Annotated in this window: 21 protein-coding genes; 11 read left to right on the top strand and 10 right to left on the bottom strand. The window is 42.7% G+C overall.

Going from position 1 to position 19,436, the window contains the following annotated elements; translation table 11 throughout:
* Positions 1–51: 51 nt before the first annotated feature.
* The 3 genes from myaer_RS13875 to myaer_RS13865 form a co-directional block, all read right to left on the bottom strand.
* Entirely contained in the window at positions 52–3,354 is a 3,303-nt protein-coding gene (locus myaer_RS13875) for an efflux RND transporter permease subunit (RefSeq protein ID WP_046662525.1), read from the bottom strand.
* Between the two features lie 6 nt (positions 3,355–3,360).
* The gene (locus myaer_RS13870; protein ID WP_046662524.1) at positions 3,361–4,560 is read right to left on the bottom strand and encodes a proton extrusion protein PcxA; all 1,200 of its coding nucleotides are present in this window, start codon (positions 4,558–4,560) and stop codon (positions 3,361–3,363) included.
* A 248-nt stretch (positions 4,561–4,808) separates the two neighbouring features.
* A complete protein-coding gene (locus tag myaer_RS13865) occupies positions 4,809–5,942 on the bottom strand; it encodes a glycosyltransferase (RefSeq protein ID WP_046662523.1) in 1,134 nt (377 codons plus the stop codon).
* A gap of 292 nt (positions 5,943–6,234) precedes the next feature.
* Between myaer_RS13865 and myaer_RS13860 the strand changes: the two genes are divergently transcribed.
* The 3 genes from myaer_RS13860 to nblS all read left to right on the top strand — a co-directional run bounded on the left by myaer_RS13860 (position 6,235) and on the right by nblS (position 8,944).
* Positions 6,235–6,414: a hypothetical protein gene (locus tag myaer_RS13860; protein WP_046662522.1), complete on the top strand. Its 180-nt coding sequence runs from the start codon at positions 6,235–6,237 to the stop codon at positions 6,412–6,414.
* Positions 6,415–6,489: 75 nt separating this feature from the next.
* Positions 6,490–6,837 (top strand): DUF4359 domain-containing protein, encoded by a 348-nt coding sequence (locus tag myaer_RS13855; protein WP_046662521.1) that lies wholly within the window; start codon positions 6,490–6,492, stop codon positions 6,835–6,837.
* A 115-nt stretch (positions 6,838–6,952) separates the two neighbouring features.
* Complete coding sequence (nblS, locus tag myaer_RS13850; protein ID WP_046662520.1) at positions 6,953–8,944, top strand: two-component system sensor histidine kinase NblS; 1,992 nt, start codon at positions 6,953–6,955, stop codon at positions 8,942–8,944.
* On the opposite strand, the gene myaer_RS13845 is transcribed toward nblS, so the two are convergent.
* Together myaer_RS13845 and myaer_RS13840 are read right to left on the bottom strand one after the other, a co-directional pair.
* Positions 8,925–9,284, bottom strand: a complete 360-nt coding sequence (locus myaer_RS13845) for a hypothetical protein (RefSeq protein WP_046663777.1) — start codon at positions 9,282–9,284, stop codon at positions 8,925–8,927. The genes nblS and myaer_RS13845 overlap by 20 nt on opposite strands.
* A 77-nt stretch (positions 9,285–9,361) precedes the next feature.
* Complete coding sequence (locus myaer_RS13840) at positions 9,362–9,769, bottom strand: hypothetical protein (RefSeq protein WP_002784438.1); 408 nt, start codon at positions 9,767–9,769, stop codon at positions 9,362–9,364.
* 48 nt (positions 9,770–9,817) lie between these two features.
* Between myaer_RS13840 and myaer_RS13835 the strand changes: the two genes are divergently transcribed.
* The 4 genes from myaer_RS13835 to myaer_RS13820 all read left to right on the top strand — a co-directional run bounded on the left by myaer_RS13835 (position 9,818) and on the right by myaer_RS13820 (position 14,326).
* Entirely contained in the window at positions 9,818–10,723 is a 906-nt protein-coding gene (locus myaer_RS13835) for a hypothetical protein (protein ID WP_046662519.1), read from the top strand.
* Between the two features lie 345 nt (positions 10,724–11,068).
* A complete protein-coding gene (locus tag myaer_RS13830; protein WP_046662518.1) occupies positions 11,069–11,797 on the top strand; it encodes an SDR family oxidoreductase in 729 nt (242 codons plus the stop codon).
* A 49-nt stretch (positions 11,798–11,846) separates the two neighbouring features.
* Entirely contained in the window at positions 11,847–12,545 is a 699-nt protein-coding gene (gene folE, locus myaer_RS13825) for a GTP cyclohydrolase I FolE (RefSeq protein ID WP_002738197.1), read from the top strand.
* Between the two features lie 284 nt (positions 12,546–12,829).
* Entirely contained in the window at positions 12,830–14,326 is a 1,497-nt protein-coding gene (locus myaer_RS13820; protein WP_046660474.1) for an IS5-like element ISMae6 family transposase, read from the top strand.
* A 167-nt stretch (positions 14,327–14,493) separates the two neighbouring features.
* On the opposite strand, the gene myaer_RS13815 is transcribed toward myaer_RS13820, so the two are convergent.
* Positions 14,494–15,132: a phosphoribosylanthranilate isomerase gene (locus myaer_RS13815; RefSeq protein WP_046662517.1), complete on the bottom strand. Its 639-nt coding sequence runs from the start codon at positions 15,130–15,132 to the stop codon at positions 14,494–14,496.
* Positions 15,133–15,252: 120 nt separating this feature from the next.
* Between myaer_RS13815 and psaK the strand changes: the two genes are divergently transcribed.
* Entirely contained in the window at positions 15,253–15,519 is a 267-nt protein-coding gene (gene psaK / locus myaer_RS13810; RefSeq protein WP_002756861.1) for a photosystem I reaction center subunit PsaK, read from the top strand.
* A gap of 109 nt (positions 15,520–15,628) precedes the next feature.
* Here psaK and myaer_RS13805 read toward each other — a convergent pair whose 3' ends face one another.
* Entirely contained in the window at positions 15,629–16,312 is a 684-nt protein-coding gene (locus myaer_RS13805; protein ID WP_046662516.1) for a DALR anticodon-binding domain-containing protein, read from the bottom strand.
* A 223-nt stretch (positions 16,313–16,535) separates the two neighbouring features.
* Here myaer_RS13805 and myaer_RS13800 point away from each other — a divergent pair, with 223 nt between their 5' ends.
* The 3 genes from myaer_RS13800 to myaer_RS13790 all read left to right on the top strand — a co-directional run bounded on the left by myaer_RS13800 (position 16,536) and on the right by myaer_RS13790 (position 17,256).
* Positions 16,536–16,685, top strand: coding sequence for a type II toxin-antitoxin system HicB family antitoxin (locus tag myaer_RS13800; protein ID WP_080949758.1), 150 nt, complete (start codon positions 16,536–16,538; stop codon positions 16,683–16,685).
* 75 nt (positions 16,686–16,760) lie between these two features.
* A complete protein-coding gene (locus myaer_RS13795) occupies positions 16,761–16,979 on the top strand; it encodes a hypothetical protein (protein ID WP_002798317.1) in 219 nt (72 codons plus the stop codon).
* Positions 16,972–17,256, top strand: coding sequence for a type II toxin-antitoxin system YafQ family toxin (locus myaer_RS13790; protein WP_046662515.1), 285 nt, complete (start codon positions 16,972–16,974; stop codon positions 17,254–17,256). The genes myaer_RS13795 and myaer_RS13790 overlap by 8 nt, the downstream gene beginning before the upstream one ends.
* Before the next feature lie 73 nt (positions 17,257–17,329).
* Here myaer_RS13790 and myaer_RS13785 read toward each other — a convergent pair whose 3' ends face one another.
* The 3 genes from myaer_RS13785 to myaer_RS13775 form a co-directional block, all read right to left on the bottom strand.
* Positions 17,330–18,244: a DNA adenine methylase gene (locus myaer_RS13785; protein WP_046662514.1), complete on the bottom strand. Its 915-nt coding sequence runs from the start codon at positions 18,242–18,244 to the stop codon at positions 17,330–17,332.
* Between the two features lie 72 nt (positions 18,245–18,316).
* Positions 18,317–18,832, bottom strand: coding sequence for an alpha/beta hydrolase (locus myaer_RS13780; protein ID WP_046662513.1), 516 nt, complete (start codon positions 18,830–18,832; stop codon positions 18,317–18,319).
* Positions 18,833–18,999: 167 nt separating this feature from the next.
* Positions 19,000–19,389, bottom strand: a complete 390-nt coding sequence (locus myaer_RS13775; protein WP_046662512.1) for a hypothetical protein — start codon at positions 19,387–19,389, stop codon at positions 19,000–19,002.
* Between the last annotated feature and the right edge of the window lie 47 nt (positions 19,390–19,436).

Raw genomic sequence — 19,436 nt, 5'->3', positions numbered from 1 at the left:
CAGTTATCAGTTATCAGTTATCAGTTATCACTGAAAAAGTCTCCTAACACCCTAGTCATTCGGGGACTGAGGAGAGATTTTCAAAGAAGAAATGGCCCCTTCTTCTATGGAGGTTTCTGATGTATTTCTTTCGCCACCGAGAGAGGGAGTTTTACTATTGCCAGAACCGCCACCTTTGGGGGGTTTCGAGGAGAGGAATCGGGCCTCGAACTGTTTGATCAGCACATACAAAACCGGGACGAGAAATAAACTCAACACCGTGGAAATCAGATAACCGCCTAGGATTGCAGTTCCCAGGGACCAACGACTCATCGCCCCGGCGCCGGAAGCGATAACCAAGGGCAAGAAACCGACTAAACCGGAAATAGCCGTCATCAGAATCGGTCTTAAGCGTTCCGTCGAGGCCCGGGCTGCCGCATCGGGAATACTTAAACCCAAAGTACGGGACTGGTTAGCGAATTCCACGATCAAGATGGCATTTTTAGCCGCTAAACCGATCAACATGACCAAAGCCACCTGAGCATAAATATTATTATTCACCGTCGGGAAGAGACTACCCACTTGTAGGAAATTCGCCCGTAACAGTAAGGCCCCCATGGCACCTAGGATCGCTAGGGGAACGGTAATCATGATGATAATCGGGTCGATATAGCTTTCGTACTGGGCCGCAAGAACAAGGAAAACCACGATAAAGGCTAATCCGAAGATAACTGGGGCAGCCCCAGCGGAAGTTTTTTCTTGGAAAGCTGTCCCCGTCCAAGCGTAACCGAAACCGGGCTGCAGGACTTTGCGGCAGACATCTTCCATCACCGCGATCGCCTGTCCCGTACTAAAACCGGGGGCGGGACTACCCTGAACGTTAATCGAGGGATAGAGGTTAAAGTTAGTGATAATCGGTGGATAGGTGAAGCGTTTGACGCTAACTAAACCCGATAGGGGAATATTGGCCCCGGTACGGGAACGGACGTAAAGACGGTTAATATCTTCGGGATTAGAACGATAATCCGCTTCTGCTTGGGCAAAGACTCGATACAAGCGATCGCCTAAGACGAATTGGTTGACGAAGTTGGAACCGAGATAGGTTTGCAGGGTACCGAAAACGGCCTGCATATCGACGTTTTGCGCCTGTAGCTGGTTGCGATTGATGGAAAGTTCCAGCATCGGCGTGTCGGTGGTAAATTGGGTGAAAATTCCCGATAATTCCGGTCTTGTTCGGGCCTCGGCCATGACGTTATTAGCGTTGGCAATCAAAGCGTCCATGGGGAAAGAAGCGCGGTTTTGGATAAATAACTCGAAACCGCCGGTAGAACTTAATCCATCCACGGGGGGCGCATTAACGGCGAAAGCGCGAGCATCTCGGACTTTAGTGGCTAATTGTTGGTTAATTTTCCGCAGAACCCCGAAAACCGACTTATCTTCGCCGGGCCGTTCCGACCATTCTTTTAACTTGACAAAAAATAGCCCTTGGTTGCTACCACTTCCGGCAAAACTAAAGCCCGCCATACCGACAAAGTGATCGATTTCTTCGATACCGTCGAGAATTTCTTCGTTAATCTCACGGATAACCCGGTCGGTGTAGCGCAGGGAAACCCCGGCGGGTGCTTGCACCAAAACGAAGGCATAACCTTGGTCTTCTTCGGGGATAAAACCCTGGGGAGTGGTGCTATAACTCCAAGCTGTGAGAAAGAGGGCGGCAATAAAGAAGGGTAACACCAGAAACCGAAGCCGGATCAGAAATTCGATCGAGCGTCGATAGCCTTCTTTAACTGCGTTGAAACCTCGATTAAAGCCATCGAAAAACAGTCCCAAGGGTCCGCGGGTGCCTTGGGGCGGTTTCATGATAATCGCCGACATGGTGGGGGAAAAACTGAGGGCGTTAAAGGTGGAGATGATAATTGAAGCGGAGATGATGACGGCAAATTGTCGATAAACGATCCCCACCGTACCGGGGAAGAAGGTGACGGGAATAAAAACCGCTAGTAGTACAAGAGAACTGGCAATTACCGCCGAGGTTAACTCGCCCATGGCATCGAGGGCAGCTTGCAATGGCCGCATCCCCTGCCGTAATTTTTCCGATACCGCCTCTACGATCACGATGCCGTCGTCCACCACTAAACCGGTGGCTAGAATGACGGCAAACAAGGAGAGGTTATTGAGAGAATAGCCTAAAGCTAGGGCGACGGCCATGGTTCCGATCAAAGATACGGGAATAGCGATCGCCGGAATGATCGTGGTGCGCCAGTCCTGAAGGAAGATAAAAATGACTAGAATAACCAGTAAAATCGCCTCCACCAGAGTGCCAAAGGCTTCTTCTAGGGAAGCCGCGACAAAAGCCGTATTATCGAGGGTAATGGCGATATTTAACCCCGGGGGGAAACTCGGTTCTAGTTCCGCCATTTTTTCTTTCACCAGTTTGGCGGTATTCCAAGCGTTGGAACCGGGCAACTGATAGACGATATAGACGACGGCGGGGGATTTGTCGAAATAGGCGGCGGTACTGTAGCTTTCGGCTCCGATTTCTGCGCGTCCTACGTCTTTAATTCGGATTAAATCGCCATTTTCCCCGACTTTGACGACGATATTTTCTGCTTCCTCCCCGGTGGCAACCCTACCAACGGCGCGAATGGCGATCTGGAATTGCTGCTCTTCGGGACTGGGATCACCGCCAATTGTCCCCGCACCCACCTGAATATTCTGTTCTCGGATTGCCTGTACTACTTGTTCCGCCGATACGCCCCTAGCGGCTAAAGCATCGGGATTAAGCCAAAAACGCAGGGCGTATTCCCTCTCCCCGATGATTGTTGTACTACCAACTCCCTCGATCCGGCGAATCTCCGCATCGATGACCCGATCGACAAAGTTACTTAAAAAGACTGTATCGTAGGGATAATTGCCCTTTTCGTCCGGTTTGGCGGAAATACCGTAGGCAAGGGTAACGCTGGGGGATTGGGTATTGGTTGTCACCCCCTGCCGGTTCACTTCTTCAGGTAAACTAGCGGCGGCGGTACTGACACGGTTTTGTACCAAGACTTGGGCAATGTTACGATCCATTTCTACCGGGAAAAAGACATTCACCGTACTTTGTCCGGTGTTGGTACTCTGGGACTGCATATAAACAATCTGTTCTGTCCCGTTAATCTGGCGATCGAGTACCGTGGTAACGTTATCCTGTACGGTTTTGGCATCGGTTCCCAAATAGTTGGCATTTACCGCTACCTGAATAAATGCCAACTGCGGCAGTTTTTCTAGGGGTAAAAAGGGAACAGCGATCGCTCCGATCAAAACGATTAAAATCGAGCAAACCGTGGTCAGAACGGGTCTTTTAATGAAGGTATCGGCAATGCTAAGGATCATAGGGCGTTACTGGTTCATCTTTTCTAGGATAGTTGCGGCGGTGGGAGATTTACGGGTCAGATAATTAAATATTAATAGTTTAAAGATGGTATCTAGGATAACGGGAACAGTGGCCACAAACAAGCTGATAAATGTAATATTCTCGCGCCAACCAAAGTGCCGGAACAAAGTTTCTAAGATTACCGTCCAACCCTCCGCCGAGTGAAACCCGACAAATATATCGGTAAAGAGAATAAAGATAAAGGCTTTGGTGATATCATTTAAGCTGAGAAAATAACGACTAACATAAGCTCGCGTAATTGCCAATTGTTGACGACCAAAAATTAAGATGGCAATAAAGGCTATTAATCCAGTCAGATCCGATAGTAAGTTTTTCCAACCATCTTGACTTTCATAACCCGCTTCTTTAAATAATTCCTCGACCTGTTCTCGAAAGGTTTCTTCTGATTCATGCCCTGCTTTTGCTACTCCTAAAACCTGCTTGATTTCTTCAATTTCTTGAAGTCTAGCAAATTCCCTGAGATATTTTTCGCCAATTTCCTGAGAAATATAAACTTCTGATATTTTCGCTCTATCCACACCAAAATAGTTTAAAACAGGGCTAAAAATAAAGTTTCTACTAATAACCTGTACCGAGAGAGGAACTAAAATAATAATCAGGATAAAACGAATAGCAATCCGTTGTTGTTGTCGCAAAGTACGGAGTTGTTTAATAACGGTTTGTTCGTATTCGGGGGTTAATTCTTGCTGGAAGTTAAAAAATTTATTACCAGTTGCAGGAGAAATTGTCTGCTTAGTTTTATCGCTAGGGGTATCACCAGTGAGATTGGCATTAGGCAGATTGGGGGTTTCATTATTCGGTAATGGGGGCAGCAATTCCCCTAAGTCTAGGCGATATTTACCGATAATATCCTCGATCACCTTTAAAGTCTCTAAAATGTTATTATTTTCTGGGTTAGTTTGCGGATTGATAAAATTACCCAGACGCACTTGAGTTAAATCGAAACGTATCTGTAATAATTCTCGATCTAGGGTACTTTGAAAGTAATCATAAACACTTTTTCCTCCCACGGCAGCCGGGGAAATTTTTTGTCCCCCAAAATGTTTATCTTCGATCGCTTTAATTTTTAGCGCTCTCTGATAAGCTGATTCTAGGGCCACTAAAGAGCGTCTTTCTACCCATTGATTAACTCGATTCCAAGGCACGGCTATAATCCTCACTTTTCTGTCATCACAATCACCACGGTAAGCTATCAGCGTTGGCTAGATCTCAATTTTAGAGAAATATCCATGATATTACATTTTGGGCGCATTGGCTGCGTCCTCATCATTGGGGAAATACAGCCTTTCTCATCAAGAGGAAGTGTAACCTAATTTGTTATCAACTACCAATGACTGACTCTCTAAAACGAAAACCTCGTAGCTCACCATTAGGATAACTGATCTAATTAAAGTTAGCAATAATTTTTAGATATTGAATGTTCCTCTATAAACAAACTGTAAGCATTTCTAAAAACCTCTGGAGTAAATCTATTAGCCTGTTGCCGACAATTTTCCGGATCAATTTTATCCGCATGATCGACAAAATATTTAACCGCTTCCTGCAAGGATTGGGGATTTTGTTCCCCAAAAAGTAATCCTGTTGCCTGGGGAGAATTTTCCCGCAGATCCCGCACGGTTTCTAAAGCACCTCCGGCAGCAAATGCAATCACAGGAGTGCCACAAGCTTGCGCTTCCACTAAAGCAATACCAAAATCCTCACAGGCAGCATAAATAAACGCTTTTGCTTTCGACATATACTCTGCTACTATTCGATCAGAAACCGCACCTAAAATCTGAATATTATCCTTAGCTAACTGTCTGATTAAAGTCATCTGTGGACCATCTCCAATAACTACTAATGGTAATCCCAATTGATTAAATGCCTCCACAATTAAAGGGACTTTTTTATAACTAACCAAACGAGAGACTACTAAATAAAAATCTTCTTTTTTCTCTTGGTAGGGAAAACGCTCGATTTGTACGGGAGGATAAATAACTTTTGCCTCCCGTCGATAACAGCGCCAAATTCGTCTAGCGGTGTGGTGGGAATTAGCCAGAAAATAGTCCACACGATTAGCAGAAATCACATCCCACTGACGCAACCCATGCAAGAGATAACGGGTGAAAATACCGGGTAATCCCTGTCCTAACTTACTATTAGCCAGATAGTCAAAAGTTAAATCCCAAGCATAACGCATCGGGGTGTGACAATAACAAATGTGCACCTGATCCGGTCGAATTAAAACCCCTTTAGCCACACAATGGGAGGAGGATAAAATTACATCATAATCCTCTAAATTTAACTGCTCGATCGCCAGGGGAAGAAAAGGTAAGTATTTTTGTACGCCATTGCTTGCTTTCGGGAAATTTTGCAGAAAAGTTGTCCCGATCGAGCGACCATAGAGATAACTATCGGGATTAGTGGACTCAAAATCGATCAAAGCGTATAAATCCGCCTCTAGACATTGTAAAATCTCCCTAACCACTAATTCCGATCCCCCCGTCGCCTTTGGGGTTAACCACTCGTGAACCAGAGCATACTTCATAGGATAATCAATAATCTCAGCCGTAATTATAGCAGTAAGGGATCGGCAGTTTAAAAGTTCGCTTTCTGGCTTTCTCTTCCCCAAAATTACGACACATATCCGATCACGGTAAAAAAAACTAGAAAGAAATTATTAAATTTTTCAAGAAAAATTGCAAAGTTTAGTAAAAATTACTAGCCAGATCAGATTAGCGACTCCATAATGGGGATCAAGGAAAAAATAGACTTAAACCAATTGGGATCAAGAAAAACTAGCTTTATATACAAAAGATAACTAATTAACGAGGTTTGCTATGATCACCCGACAACAAGTACGCTGTCCTAATTGTGGAAATTTTGCCGAAAGACAGCATATTTTAGAACATCATCTCATTAGCACCGCCTGTTCTCACTGTGATTATCTGTTAATTAGCTGCAGTCTCACGGGAAATGTACTAGAGTGCTATGCACCCGGTATTGGTTTAAGAAATTAACACCGCTCCCTAGTCAGATCGAAAATGTCTTGTCAAAATAGAGTGGAGAAGACAAAATCAAGGAGCTAACTAGCTATGGGGGGTAATTTCTTCAAGGGAGCGATCGCCCTGGGGGTGGTAGCGGGGATTATGGGATTTACCAATCCCCCCCAAGAACTTTACAGCGAATACGCCTCGGAAAAACTTCTCGCTCATGCCGACAAAATTGCTTGCGAGAAAATCAGTCTCTGTGACTCGATCGATTCTTTGCCGGTGGCAGCCAGAAATGTGATCAAAAATCAAATCTTAAAACCAGCGATTGAAACCTCTAGTCAACGGCAAAATCTAGGTGTGTTCAGTATCTACACCACAGAAGTACCGGGGGTGGCTAAAATTAGAACTGTCGGCGCTTTTGGGCATTTCTTGACTTTCTCGGAGACTTAGACTTTGATTAGTGCCGGTTTAACGGCTACCAGCTTAATAATGAGTTAAGATGATCATATTAACCCGCGATTTGAGCGATAGAGTAGTCAAGAATACAGATTAATCCTGCCTAACCGTGTCTAATTTTCTGCCCAGTCTCCGAAAAGCGATCGCCCGTTGGTGGTCCGAATTCACTCTCCAAACTAAATTAATGGCTGCGGCTACTTTAGCCGTCTCCTTGTTGATGAGTGGTTTAACCTTTTGGGCGGTTAACACGATCCAGCAGGATGTGCGTCTCAATGATACCCGTTTTGGCCGGGATTTGGGGCTGTTATTAGCCGCTAATGTCTCCCCTCTCATTGCTGAAGATAATTTAACCGATTTAGCCCGTTTTTCAGCCCGTTTTTACAGTAGTACCTCCAGTGTTCGTTATTTGATCTACGCTAACGAAGAGGGTCAAATATTTTTCGGCATTCCCTATTCTACCGCCGAAGTTAAGAATTCCCTGACGATCGAGCGTCGCATTCAATTACCGGAAAATTATGGCGAAAATGGGGAAACTCCCCTCGTCCGTCAGCATAAAACCCCCGACGGTGAAGTAACCGATGTCTTTGTTCCCTTGAATCACGAAGGCAAATATTTGGGAGTATTGGCGATCGGGATCAATCCTAACGCTATTGTGGTGGCTTCTTCTAATCTAACCCGTGATGTGACTATTGCCGTTTTTGTCTCGATCTGGGCTATGGTGATTCTCGGAGCGGTTTTTAATGCTTTAACTATCACCAAACCGATCAAGGAGTTATTAGTCGGGGTCAAAAATATTGCAGCGGGAAATTTTAAGCAGCGCGTTGATTTACCCCTGGGAGGAGAGTTGGGGGAATTAATTCTCAGTTTTAATGAAATGGCGGAAAAGTTAGAGCGATACGAGGAACAAAATATCGAAGAAATGACCGCCGAAAAAGCCAAACTAGATACGTTAATGTCCACTATTGCTGATGGAGCAATTCTCTTAGATACTAATTTTCAATTATTATTAATTAATCCCGCAGCTCGGGAAATATTTGGCTGGGAAGATCGGGAAATTATCGGTCAAAATGTTCTACATCTTTTTCCTTCGGAGTTAACGGTTAAACTAACTAAACCTCTCTATCAAATTGCGGCGGGAGAACCCCTCCAGACTGAAGAAACCGCTAATCAAAATCAGAAAAATGCTGTTATTGATGGGGAAAATAATAACTATTCTCCTGCGGAATTTAGATTATCTTTAACTAACCCGAAACCCTGCACAATTCGCATTTTGTTAACTCAGGTATTCGATCAGTATCGGGAGAATGTCCGGGGAATTGCCATGACGCTACAGGATATCACCAGAGAAACAGAATTAAATGAGGCAAAAAGTCAATTTATCAGCAATGTTTCCCATGAGTTAAGAACCCCTTTATTTAACATCAAATCTTTCATTGAAACCCTGACAGAATTTGGTGAGGATCTCAGCGATACAGAAAAAAGAGAGTTTTTAGAAACCGCTAATCATGAAACCGATCGCTTAACTCGTTTAGTTAATGATGTTCTCGATCTTTCTCGGTTAGAATCCTCGCGTAACTATAACTTAGATGCGATCGATATCGGACAATTAATCGAACAAACCCTAAGGACCTATCAACTCAATGCTAGGGATAAAGGACTAGAATTAAGCTCGGAAATTGAAGCCAATTTACTACCAATTTTAGGCCATTATGATCTACTCTTACAGGTATTAACTAATCTAGTCGGTAACTCCCTAAAATTTACTCCTGCCGGCGGTAAAGTGGTGATTCGTGCCTATAAAATAACCAAAGATAATCCCCAAGAAACTATCAAAATTCGCGTGGAAGTATCCGATACTGGTATTGGCATTGATGCCGAGGATCAAAGTGCCATATTTGATCGCTTCTATCGGGTAGAAAATCGCGTTCATACCCTAGAAGGGACGGGATTAGGATTATCGATAGTCAAAAATATTATTGAAAAGCACTATAGTCAAATTAATTTGATTAGTGAAGTGGGAATTGGCACAACTTTCTGGTTCGATCTAGCTCTATATCAAGGCTTGATCGCCAGCAAGAAAATTAACGACGTGAGTTTATAAAAGCCAGGGCAATACTGCCCAAAATCATGGTTAATAATAGTAATAATCCCTTATTTCTAAGACACCAATTTTTAAAAACCCTAGGCAGCGGGAGAGGAGGAATTTTTTCGGCTATTATTTGGCTATTTTTGTATAAAGTGCAACTGGTAGCGTAGGGACGTTGGGGAAAATTACAGCTATCATCGCCATGGTAGAGACAAGTTTCACATAAAAACTCGCCCGTGACGGCTTGATGCAGGGTCATGCCGGGATGACCATAGGCCTTTAAAATATTAGCACAGTAGGGACATCGTAAGGCTTGACTATCGACCTTGTGCTGACAACGAGGACAGGTAATCATGATCGCTAAATTTTCCCTTTGAGGATTGTCATTGCTGTTGATCATAGACTATAGCAAAATCCCTCGGCTTTTTCCGGTTATTTGACTAAATAGCTGCGCCATTGGGAGGCAACTTCTTCGAGTAAACGCCAAGTTTTCCCCTCGATCTGTCTTTGTAAATAAAGATCAAAATTGTTGTGTTGTTTGGTATCTTTTTGATGGGGCAATTGCAGAGTTAGATCGTAATCTCCCTGCAAGTGATAAGCGGGCAAATTGCCCACATAAATCGGTTCCAGACTGGTGACATTAATTTTAGCAATTTTTACCTGCGGCTCATCGATCTGTAAAGATTGACTAAGGCGATCGGATGTGTGACGAAATTGTAATAAAAGGGCTTTAGTGACGATTTCTCCAGGGGGTGCAAATTCTTGCGGGGGAGTAACACTACCACAAGCAGTCAGGAAGACAAGGAAAATACTGGTTAAAAAACCGAGAAAACGGCGCATACAATGATATTTTGAAAAAGAATGGCAGCGGGTTAAGAAGAATTAATTATGACTCAACCAAATGAGCGAGAGAATTTCAGCCAAGCAGAAACGGTGAGCCGACTACAGGAGGCGATCGAGCAGTTAAATTCGATCGTTTCCCAACTTAACACGGGAACGGGGACAGTGTTACCCCCAAAAGTTGCTGTTGATAATCTTCTTAACTCAACGCAACAGTTAGCCGCTGCTTTAAAACCAGATGAATTCGCCGGAGTTGAGCAAAGTTTAACCCCAGATTCTCCCATCGAAGCAGCCGAGGGAATCGACGATATTTTACCGGATTTCGATCAGGTGGAAGGGTGGTGGACGGCAATTTTGAACAAAATTCGCCGACTTTTACCCGGGGGAATTAGCGAAAAAATTCCCGATTGGTTAATCACCGGCTTGTTAACAGGAAGTTTAGTCACTATCCTCTTAGTAGCCGTGATCAGTTTACCGAAAAATCCGGCGGAAATTGCCGAAAATATGCCTGAAGTTGTCCCCAGTCCTCCACCGGCAGCCGGGGAAATTATCGAAACTCCCCCGGAATTAACCGCACCAGAGGCACCGATTCCGGTCCCGATTACCAAAGCAAAACCGCGATTAACTCCCGAACAAAGTTTAGTCGCAGCCATTCAAGAGGAAATTACCGATTTAACTACTCGTTATCCCGCCGGGATTATTTCTAGCGTAGAAGCGGACTTTTTAGCTAGTCGTCTAGTAGTTATTTTGGGCGATAATTGGTATAGCCTGGAGGCATCACAACAGGATAAATTGGCTAATTCGGTTTTTCAACGTTGCCAAAGTCTCGATTTTCGCCGCTTGGAAATGAAGGATAACGAGGGAATTCTCCTAGCTAGAAGTCCCGTTGTCGGCGATCGAGTGGTGATTGTCAATCGCAGTCAACCCAGCGCCGCCATCTCCTCCGGTGAGTAGTTTTGAGCGCAGGGAGAGGGAGTTTTCCACCAAGACAGCCTCAAGAATTCTCGCCCACCAGGCCGCTTTTTTCTCTCCCTGGTTAGATATCTATCTGAATATACACAAAAATTAGTGATCCCTGACTTAACAGTGCTATAATTGGCTAGGTAAAATTTTGTAACGATTCTTAATCTTGAACCTACCCGATAGTCAATGCTTCCCCCCGTCCCAGGTGGACGCGGCAATTTTGGTGCGAGAAAAATTGCTCCGATCCAACCCAATTCCCTTAAACCTTTCTAGGGTCTCCCTGACCGCCAAAATTTTGCCCTAACTACCCGGAATTAAGAGATTTCAGATTATACCATGAACTCTGTTATTCGTCAACAGCGAGCGCTGATCACCGGAGCCAGTAGCGGCATCGGCAAAGAAACCGCCCTCGCTTTCGCCAAGGCGGGAATTAATCTGGTTTTAATCGGTCGCGATCAACAAAAATTGGCAACCGTGGCGGCAATGGCGGCAGATTTAGGCGTATCAGCCCAAGCTTACCCCTTAGATTTGGCAGATATCCCGGAAGTAGCTCCTAGTATCGCTAAAATCGCCCAAGAATCCGGACCGATCGACATTCTGATCAATAATGCCGGCATGGGTTACACAAACCCCTTGGCCGACACACCTTTGTCAGACTGGCAGCGGGTGATCGACCTGAATTTAACCAGTGTTTACCAGTGCGTGCAAGGGATTTTACCTGCTATGCGTCAACAGGGGGGAGGCACGATTATTAACGTTTCTTCGATCGCCGCCGATAATTTTTTCCCCGATTGGGGGGCCTATAGTGTCAGCAAAGCGGCATTAGTGGCATTTTCTCGCATTTTAGCGATCGAGGAGCGGGCTAACGCCATTCGCGTCACGATTATCACCCCCGGGGCTGTCAATACTCCCATCTGGGACAGCGATAGCGTCAAAGCAGATTTCGATCGCTCGGCCATGTTAACCCCGGATATCATCGCTCAGGCCATTCTGCAAGCGGTGTTACTGCCCAAACAGGCCGTAGTGGAAACGATGACCATTATGCCCAGTGCGGGGGCATTATAACCCAAAATACTTCTATTTATTGATCAATTCGCCTACAGGCATCCTCATTATGACCATAGCTTCTTCTAACGGTTTAAACGGTAATCTAACCGACGCTATCCAAGCACGCGTGACCACTCGCCCCGATCGCAACACCCACAATGGCAAAACCGCCCAAATTCATCCAACTTCCGACGAAAATAAAGAACAGATGATGGATGCGGTCAGAAATATCCTGATCTCGGTGGGGGAAGATCCCGAAAGAGAAGGTTTATTAAAAACCCCCAAACGGGTGGCCGAAGCGATGCAGTTTCTCACCCAGGGCTATCAACAATCCCTAGAAACCCTCGTTAATGGTGCGATCTTCGATGAAGGTCATAATGAGATGGTATTAGTGCGCGATATTGACTTCTTTAGTCTCTGTGAACATCATATGTTACCCTTCATGGGTCGGGCCCACGTTGCCTATATTCCTAACCAAAAGGTGGTCGGATTAAGTAAATTGGCCCGCATTGTGGAAATGTATTCCCGTCGTTTACAGGTGCAAGAGCGCCTCACCCGTCAGATTGCCGAAGCGATTCAAGAAATTCTCGACCCCCAAGGGGTTGCAGTCGTCATGGAAGCAACTCATATGTGCATGGTGATGCGCGGGGTGCAGAAACCGGGATCTTGGACTGTCACCAGCGCCATGTTAGGAGTCTTCCAAGACGAGCAGAAAACCCGCGAGGAGTATCTTAACCTGATCCGTCATAAACCCAATTTCTTCTAGTCAGGGAAATGGGGAAATTGGGAAATGGGGAAATGGGGGAATGGGGGAATGGGGAAATTTCAACTAAAACCCCAACACCCCAACACCCTAAAACCCTAAAACCCTAAAACCCAAAACCTTCTAACTCGACCGAATCTAAGACCTAATTGGGGTTTGCTGAATAATGGTAAAAACCTTACAGGAAAGGGCTTTTAGCTTGATTGAGAGCTTCCCAAATGCACTTAAATCTGCTAGAATCTCTTAAAACCCTTGCATCACCCTTGCATCTTCTCTAATTAGTGCTAATGTACCGTAAAAGCGAGTTACCCTCAACCCCACCAGAAAACTTCGAGCTGCCCTTTGAGGGGAAATTATCCCAAGACAATCGTTGGGTAATTATGGCCAACCTCATTCCCTGGTCAGAATTTGAAGCGGAATACGCATCACTTTTTTCAGAAGAAATGGGCACACCCGCCAAAACATTCAGGACAGCACTCGGAGCATTAATTATTAAAGAAAAATTAGGAACAAGCGATAGAGAAACGGTAGAACAAATCAAAGAAAATCCTTATTTACAATACTTCTTGGGGTTTTCATCCTACAGCAATGAACCCCGGTTTGAAGCGTCAATGTTGGTTCACTTTCGAGAAAGAATCACTCTGGAACTAATTAATAAAGTGAATCGCTTTATGGTCAAAAATTCGAGAGAAATAAAAGAAGAAGAAAACACCGAAAAAAAGTTAGAGAGCGAAACCCAAAGTCAACCAGAAAATCGAGGTAAATTAATTTTAGATGCCAGTTGTGCGCCCGCAGATATTAGTTATCCTACGGATTTAAACCTGTTAAATCAAGGAAGAAAACAAACCGAAAAAATTATTGATATTCTCTATGAAACTTTAAAAGGAAAACTTGTTCAAAAACCGAGAACCTATCGTCTTCTAGCCAGAAAAAGTTATTTAGAAGTAGCGAAAAAAAGAAAACCTACCGTCAAACAAAGACGAAAAGCTCTGAAAAGACAACTGCAATATCTGAAAAGAAATCTCGACCATATTGAACAACTTTTAGCAGAAGGAGCCTCTCTACAAAGCTTGAAAAAAAGAGACTATAAACTGTTGTTAGTAGTCACAGAAGTTTATCGTCAACAACTCTGGATGTACCAAAATAACAAACAGAGTATTGAAGACAGAATTGTCAGCTTAACTCAACCCCACATCCGTCCGATAGTCAGAGGAAAAGCTGGAAAACCCGTAGAATTTGGGGCTAAATTCTCAGCAAGCTGTATAGATGGTTACATATTTTTAGACCGAATTAGTTGGGATAACTTTAATGAATCAGGAGATTTAAAAGCACAAATAGAAGCTTATTATGACTATACAGGATACTATCCAGAATCAGTTCATGTGGACAAAATTTATCGAACCAGAGAAAACCGAGCTTGGTGTAAAGAAAGGGGAATCAGAATCAGTGGTCCCCCATTAGGAAGACCAGCCAAAAATGTTAGTAAAGAACAAAAGAAACAAGCTACCGATGATGAGAGGATTCGGAATTGTATAGAGGGCAAATTTGGACAGGGGAAAAGAAGATTTAGCTTAGGTAAAGTGATGGCTAAACTTCCTCATACTTCCTTTTCAGCGATTGCTATTACTTTTTTAGTCATGAATCTTTCTAACCTGTTGAGGCAGGTTTTTTGGGCTTTTTTATGTCTGAAATGGAAAAACAGCACTTTTTCTCGGTCAATGATTAGGATAAGTTATAACTTAAAAATTAATCAACAACTAAAGCTTATGCTTGTAGCTAAGTGAAATCATTGATTAAGAGACCTGTACTTTTCAATGACTTTTTCAGCAAACCCTAATTGGTTAAGCTAAAAGCTTTGATGTGCTTAGTTTCTAACCTTCTTTTTAGGTAGGAGAATTGTCAGATTCTGTCTTTTGCCTCTTGCCTGTTGCCTCTTGCCTTGAGAAGCTGATCACTGATCACTGGATTTTTGCAGTCGCTCTAACAAGAGGGCGACTTTTTTGATGTCTTTATCACCAGGCGATCGCTCAACGCCGCTAGAGACATCAATACCATCGGGGTGCAGCCTGGTTAAAGCTTCACCAATATTATCGGGGTTGAGTCCTCCGGCCAGAAACCAGGGCAAGGGGGGCGAAAAACTGGCTAAGGCTTGCCAGTCTAAGGTATGTCCCGTACCGCCAAGCAATTGGGGATGGTAGGCATCTAAAAGTAAAGTATCGACGCTATTGAAGTAAATTGCCGACTTTTCCCAACTTTCTCTGTCTTTAATCCGCAAAGCTTTGATAATTTCCCGGTCGGGTAATAATTGCCGCAACCTTTGGCAATATTCGGGAGATTCCATACCATGTAACTGCACACTTGTCAAGGGGGTTTTAACAATTATTTGCTGAATAATTTCCGGTTGCTCGTCGGCAAAAACCCCAATAAAATCAATTTTGTCGGGTATTGCGGCGATAATAGCGTTAATTTGCTCTATTTTGACGTAACGAGGCGAACTCGGTACGAGGATAAAACCTAAGGCCGTAGCTCCTAAATTGGCGATCGCTCGTCCCTGGTCTGGTTGGGTAATGCCGCAAATTTTAATTCGCATTTAATCTTATTCGCAAAACGTTACAAAAACTGTTAAGTATTCAAACAAAAAGCAGTTTCGGGTCAAGAGCTTTTTATAATGCCCTGTGATTAACAAAATCTTATCAAGACTGGAGCGCAAATGATCCCTTCCGCCTTACTTTTAGCCACCGCTCAAACCATTCCCTGGAATTTATCCGTCGGGATTACCATGACGTTAGCTAACCTAGTAGCCTTCGTTATCGGTTATTTTGCTATCCAAAATACTGGGGCCGGCCCTGCTTTACCCTTGCCGCAGTTAGCCTCGAAAAAAAGCTTCGGTCTGCCGGAATTATTGGCTACCATGAGTTTTGGCCATATTCTCGGTGCGGGACTGGTTCTCGGTCTTTCTAACGCGGGTATTCTCTAATCAGTAATCAGTAATCAGTAATCAGTGACCAGTAAACAGTAAAGGCACTGCTTTTGCAAGGCATCTCCCCGTGAATGAAGAATCCCTCGCTTGAGTGCTTCGGGGAGTGTCAAAGTTCCGTCATCGGCAGCAGTTGCCATTTTTGACGGAGAAGACAGTTAAGTAGTTTTTGACTGACGCTAATCAGGATTAATCTCGATCGCTGAATTGGGGCCGATTCTCCGATAATGCGACAGTTACGCTCAAAATTGAGCATCGCTTCGCAAAAATTCGCAGTTAAGGGATAGAGTTTCTGGCTTTCCCAACAATCACAAACGGTTAAAATTTGCAGGATTAAGGCTATTTCGGCGGGATGATGCCAGGATAATGGTTCAGACTCGGTTAATCTAATTTTTTCCCGATTGAGCAGTTGTAACAAACTAGAATAGCGAGCGTGGGTATATTGAAATAAAAAGAAAAATTCTCCTTCGGGATGGAGAGGAAGCTGATCCCAGAAAAATTTATCAATTAAATCGTTTAGTTTCAGTAACCAAAAGGACAAAAATTGCTGATCTAATAATAATTCTAGCCATCCTTCCCTAAGCTGAATTTGCGGAAAAAGGGCGATTAAATGGTTAAATATGGTTTGACATTGAGCGGGCGTAAAATAATAAAACAGAGGTGAACGATAGAGGATACTATCAGTTTTTGGGCAACGATAGAAAGTTAATTTATGGTTGTTTTCTGGAAAAATATTAATTAATTGTTGTTTTAAGCAATGCTCGATCGAGGGATGATTGCAGATAAAATTCATACTCAGAAGGGTAAACGTAGTCGTGCCAAATTAATTGCTATTGGCGAGATAGGCACTGTGGTCAAAGCAAATTTTTGGCTTAAGATGGATATAGGCGCTCGGATAGTCTTTCTCTTGTCAGAAACTTCAGACTATCTCTAGGGGCTTACCTCTGTCAATCCAGGGGGTTGCACTTCACTTTTGCGTGGGTGCTATATCTAATATATTATCGAAGGAGACTATCATGAAAGGGGAGTTTACTGCTATCATTGAAGCGGCAACAGAAGGGGGATACTGGGCGATTTGTCCTGAAATCCCAGGTGCAAATGGTCAAGGAGAAACCATTGAAGAAGCCAAGGAAAGCTTAAAAAATAGGCACTCATGCAAGAGGTAGTTAGCTCTGTGTAATTAATTTTGCTTAGGTACTGATAATAAATTTATTCTTTAATTTGAAAAAGGAAAAGCCACAATGTCACAAACTATTCAATTTCATCAAATTTTAGAAATGATTGACAATCTTTCCTGTGATGAACAAGATGATTTAATCAGTATTATTCGACATAGACAAATTGAAAAAAGACGAGAAGAAATCGCCAAGAATATCCATCAAGCGCGTCAAGACTACCAACAAGGGAAAGTCTTTCGCGGAAACATTGATGATATTATCGCAGAATTAAACAATGACTAAATTAATTCTAAGCTCATCCTTTAAACGAGCTTTTAAGGTAATCATTAAAAGCCGACCCGATTTAAAAAGCAAAATTGAGGCTAAATTAAGATTACTTGCTGAGGATCCCTATAATCCTATATTACGCACTCATAAACTTAAAGGAAAATTATCAGGAGCTTGGGCTTGTTCGGTTGAATATGATTGTCGTATTGTCTTTTGCTTTGAGCAAAATCAAGAAACCTTGCAAGAAGAAATCAATTTAATCGATATTGGAACTCATGATCAAGTATATTAATAGTCTTGCCACCCTCGATCTCTTGAAGAAATATTTTTATTCATGTCGTCTTTTCTGTTAGGCTTAATTTTTGTCAATTATTGATCAGTAATTCCCAGATTTCTCCCCTATTATTCCCCTGGGAATTAATATTTCGTCGAGCTTTTACCCTTTGAATATTATAATCTTTATATAAATCATCAAAAAAATTATTGTCAGAGTCAAAGTTTTTAACGTCGGAATTACTTAAAATAAATTTATAACCGGCCTGATCCACTCGATCGATAAATTGTTTTAATCTTATTTGCTCCTCATCGTTAAAATCTTCTTTAGTATAAGAGGTAAAAGCTGATGTTTTTGTAATCGGTTTATAGGGAGGATCAAAATAAAATAAAGTCTTGTTATTGGCATAGTTTAGGGTTTGGACAAAATCTCCTTGTAGGATCGTTACTTTTTGTAAATGATGGTTGACAGCTAATAAGTTTTCTTCATTGCAGATCAACGGTTTGACATATTTTCCAAAAGGGACATTAAAGAGTCCTTTGCTATTGACTCTATAAAGTCCATTAAAACAAGTTTTATTGAGAAATAATAACAAAACTGTTTTTTCTAGACAGTCATCGCAGCTGGGAGAATTAAATTCTATTCTTTTATCCAAAAAAAACTTTTGTTGTTCCTCTAGATTTTTAAGTTCATAAAAATCCTGCTGAATTTTTTTAAGCTTTACTATTAATTCTTTGACATTATCTTTAATAACATTATAAGCCATGATTAAATCAGGATTAATGTCATTAATAATAACTTTTTGAACAGGAGAAAAGTTATTTAAAACTGAGAATAAAACCGCCCCACCTCCGACAAAAGGTTCAATGTAGTTAAACTGACAATCTTGAGAAATCTGGGAATTAATTAAAGATAGAATATTAGGAACCAGTTGAGTTTTGCCTCCCGCCCACTTTAAAAAAGGTTTGCCGCTAACTGTTTTCCTTTGAGACAAAGAAGTGGTCATTATTCCTACCAGATTATCCTAATTTATTCAATTTACAGCGCAATTCAAGAAAACCTGAAGGCGGATTTGGGATCAGAAAGGTAAACGGGGCATTTTTTTCAATACTGATTCAATTTGGTTGATTAAATCCAGCAGACGATTGCCATCCACATGAACCTCGCTGGTGGGATAATTATCGAGGACTTCGATGACTTGAATCTCGTTATCGTTGAGGGCAGAAGTGACTAAAGCACCGCGTAAAGCTTGCCGACTAGCGGCTCGATTGGGGGTGTGGACAATTTCGGCGGCGTAGTCTAGCAAACTTTCGCCAAAAAAACTATTAAGAAATTTGGAAAGAAAGACGGCATCCACCGCTACCCGACGATTAAGGATTTTGCGGAATTCTTCGGGTTTTTGGTTAGCCATCTTTAATTGTGACGCTAAAGCGGGGGCTAATTCGCCTGTTTCGCTCAATTGCTTTAATTCTGATACCGATACGGACCCTTGGAAGATGTGGTATTTGATGATAGCTGATTCGGCGGCTGACAAAGACTGACAAACACCGAGAAAGATAGATATTCCTAGGGGAAGTAAAAGATTTTTGAACATAAACCAAAGGTGCAAAACAAGCGAGAAGCGCTCGGGATGATTGACTCATTCTAGCGGGATTGGTTGCCGCTTAGGAAAAACTTAAGACGGTGTGGATTATCTAGAGATGAATTTTTTAGTCACCCAACTAGAAGCAGAAAGCTGATAGCTTAATGCTAATCATTAATTTACATTCGCGAGAGAGCAGCGATTTTCGCTAGTTTATCTTTTTCCAAACCGTTGAGATCGTCTAGCTTTAACCATCCTTCCTTTAATAGTTGAGCAAAGACAAAAATTAGGGAAGTATAGCGATAGTCATATTTACCATCAATCTGATGTCGTCGGGCGCTCAGATAATCGTGCATTTGCCAGATATCATCTAAAACGGTGATCTGACCAGACTGTTCTTTAATATGTTCTATTAAAGTGCTAGTTTCTCGCTGATAGGCTTTTTGGAAAGCAGTTTGAGCAATTTCTTGTTCGGTATCTGACCAAATTATTTCACTCATAGGCATGATTTTAGTTTTAGGGATGATAATTTTGGGTTTTTGAACTACCTCGACTCTTTTCGCCGACATCTGTTAAGAATGATTGTTTAGTTATTCTTACCTAGATCGGAGAAGAA

Origin of the sequence: Microcystis aeruginosa NIES-2549, from assembly GCF_000981785.2 — a bacterium.
In the GTDB taxonomy this organism is placed as follows: Bacteria; Cyanobacteriota; Cyanobacteriia; order Cyanobacteriales; family Microcystaceae; genus Microcystis; species Microcystis aeruginosa_C.
This window is presented reverse-complemented; position numbering and strand designations above follow the sequence as displayed.

What these genes read in the sequence shown, in the direction of transcription:
- myaer_RS13840 (WP_002784438.1), bottom strand. Translation starts at nt 9,769, where the DNA reads ATGCGCCGTTTTCTCGGTTTTTTAACCAGTATTTTCCTTGTCTTCCTG.
- myaer_RS13775 (WP_046662512.1), bottom strand. Translation starts at nt 19,389, where the DNA reads ATGTCGGCGAAAAGAGTCGAGGTAGTTCAAAAACCCAAAATTATCATC.
- myaer_RS13800 (WP_080949758.1), top strand. Translation starts at nt 16,536, where the DNA reads ATGAAAGGGGAGTTTACTGCTATCATTGAAGCGGCAACAGAAGGGGGA.
- myaer_RS13865 (WP_046662523.1), bottom strand. Translation starts at nt 5,942, where the DNA reads ATGAAGTATGCTCTGGTTCACGAGTGGTTAACCCCAAAGGCGACGGGG.
- myaer_RS13820 (WP_046660474.1), top strand. Translation starts at nt 12,830, where the DNA reads ATGTACCGTAAAAGCGAGTTACCCTCAACCCCACCAGAAAACTTCGAG.
- myaer_RS13875 (WP_046662525.1), bottom strand. Translation starts at nt 3,354, where the DNA reads ATGATCCTTAGCATTGCCGATACCTTCATTAAAAGACCCGTTCTGACC.
- myaer_RS13860 (WP_046662522.1), top strand. Translation starts at nt 6,235, where the DNA reads ATGATCACCCGACAACAAGTACGCTGTCCTAATTGTGGAAATTTTGCC.
- myaer_RS13815 (WP_046662517.1), bottom strand. Translation starts at nt 15,132, where the DNA reads ATGCGAATTAAAATTTGCGGCATTACCCAACCAGACCAGGGACGAGCG.
- myaer_RS13830 (WP_046662518.1), top strand. Translation starts at nt 11,069, where the DNA reads ATGAACTCTGTTATTCGTCAACAGCGAGCGCTGATCACCGGAGCCAGT.
- myaer_RS13805 (WP_046662516.1), bottom strand. Translation starts at nt 16,312, where the DNA reads ATGAATTTTATCTGCAATCATCCCTCGATCGAGCATTGCTTAAAACAA.
- psaK (WP_002756861.1), top strand. Translation starts at nt 15,253, where the DNA reads ATGATCCCTTCCGCCTTACTTTTAGCCACCGCTCAAACCATTCCCTGG.
- myaer_RS13855 (WP_046662521.1), top strand. Translation starts at nt 6,490, where the DNA reads ATGGGGGGTAATTTCTTCAAGGGAGCGATCGCCCTGGGGGTGGTAGCG.
- myaer_RS13790 (WP_046662515.1), top strand. Translation starts at nt 16,972, where the DNA reads ATGACTAAATTAATTCTAAGCTCATCCTTTAAACGAGCTTTTAAGGTA.
- myaer_RS13785 (WP_046662514.1), bottom strand. Translation starts at nt 18,244, where the DNA reads ATGACCACTTCTTTGTCTCAAAGGAAAACAGTTAGCGGCAAACCTTTT.
- myaer_RS13795 (WP_002798317.1), top strand. Translation starts at nt 16,761, where the DNA reads ATGTCACAAACTATTCAATTTCATCAAATTTTAGAAATGATTGACAAT.
- myaer_RS13780 (WP_046662513.1), bottom strand. Translation starts at nt 18,832, where the DNA reads ATGTTCAAAAATCTTTTACTTCCCCTAGGAATATCTATCTTTCTCGGT.
- myaer_RS13845 (WP_046663777.1), bottom strand. Translation starts at nt 9,284, where the DNA reads ATGATTACCTGTCCTCGTTGTCAGCACAAGGTCGATAGTCAAGCCTTA.
- folE (WP_002738197.1), top strand. Translation starts at nt 11,847, where the DNA reads ATGACCATAGCTTCTTCTAACGGTTTAAACGGTAATCTAACCGACGCT.
- myaer_RS13835 (WP_046662519.1), top strand. Translation starts at nt 9,818, where the DNA reads ATGACTCAACCAAATGAGCGAGAGAATTTCAGCCAAGCAGAAACGGTG.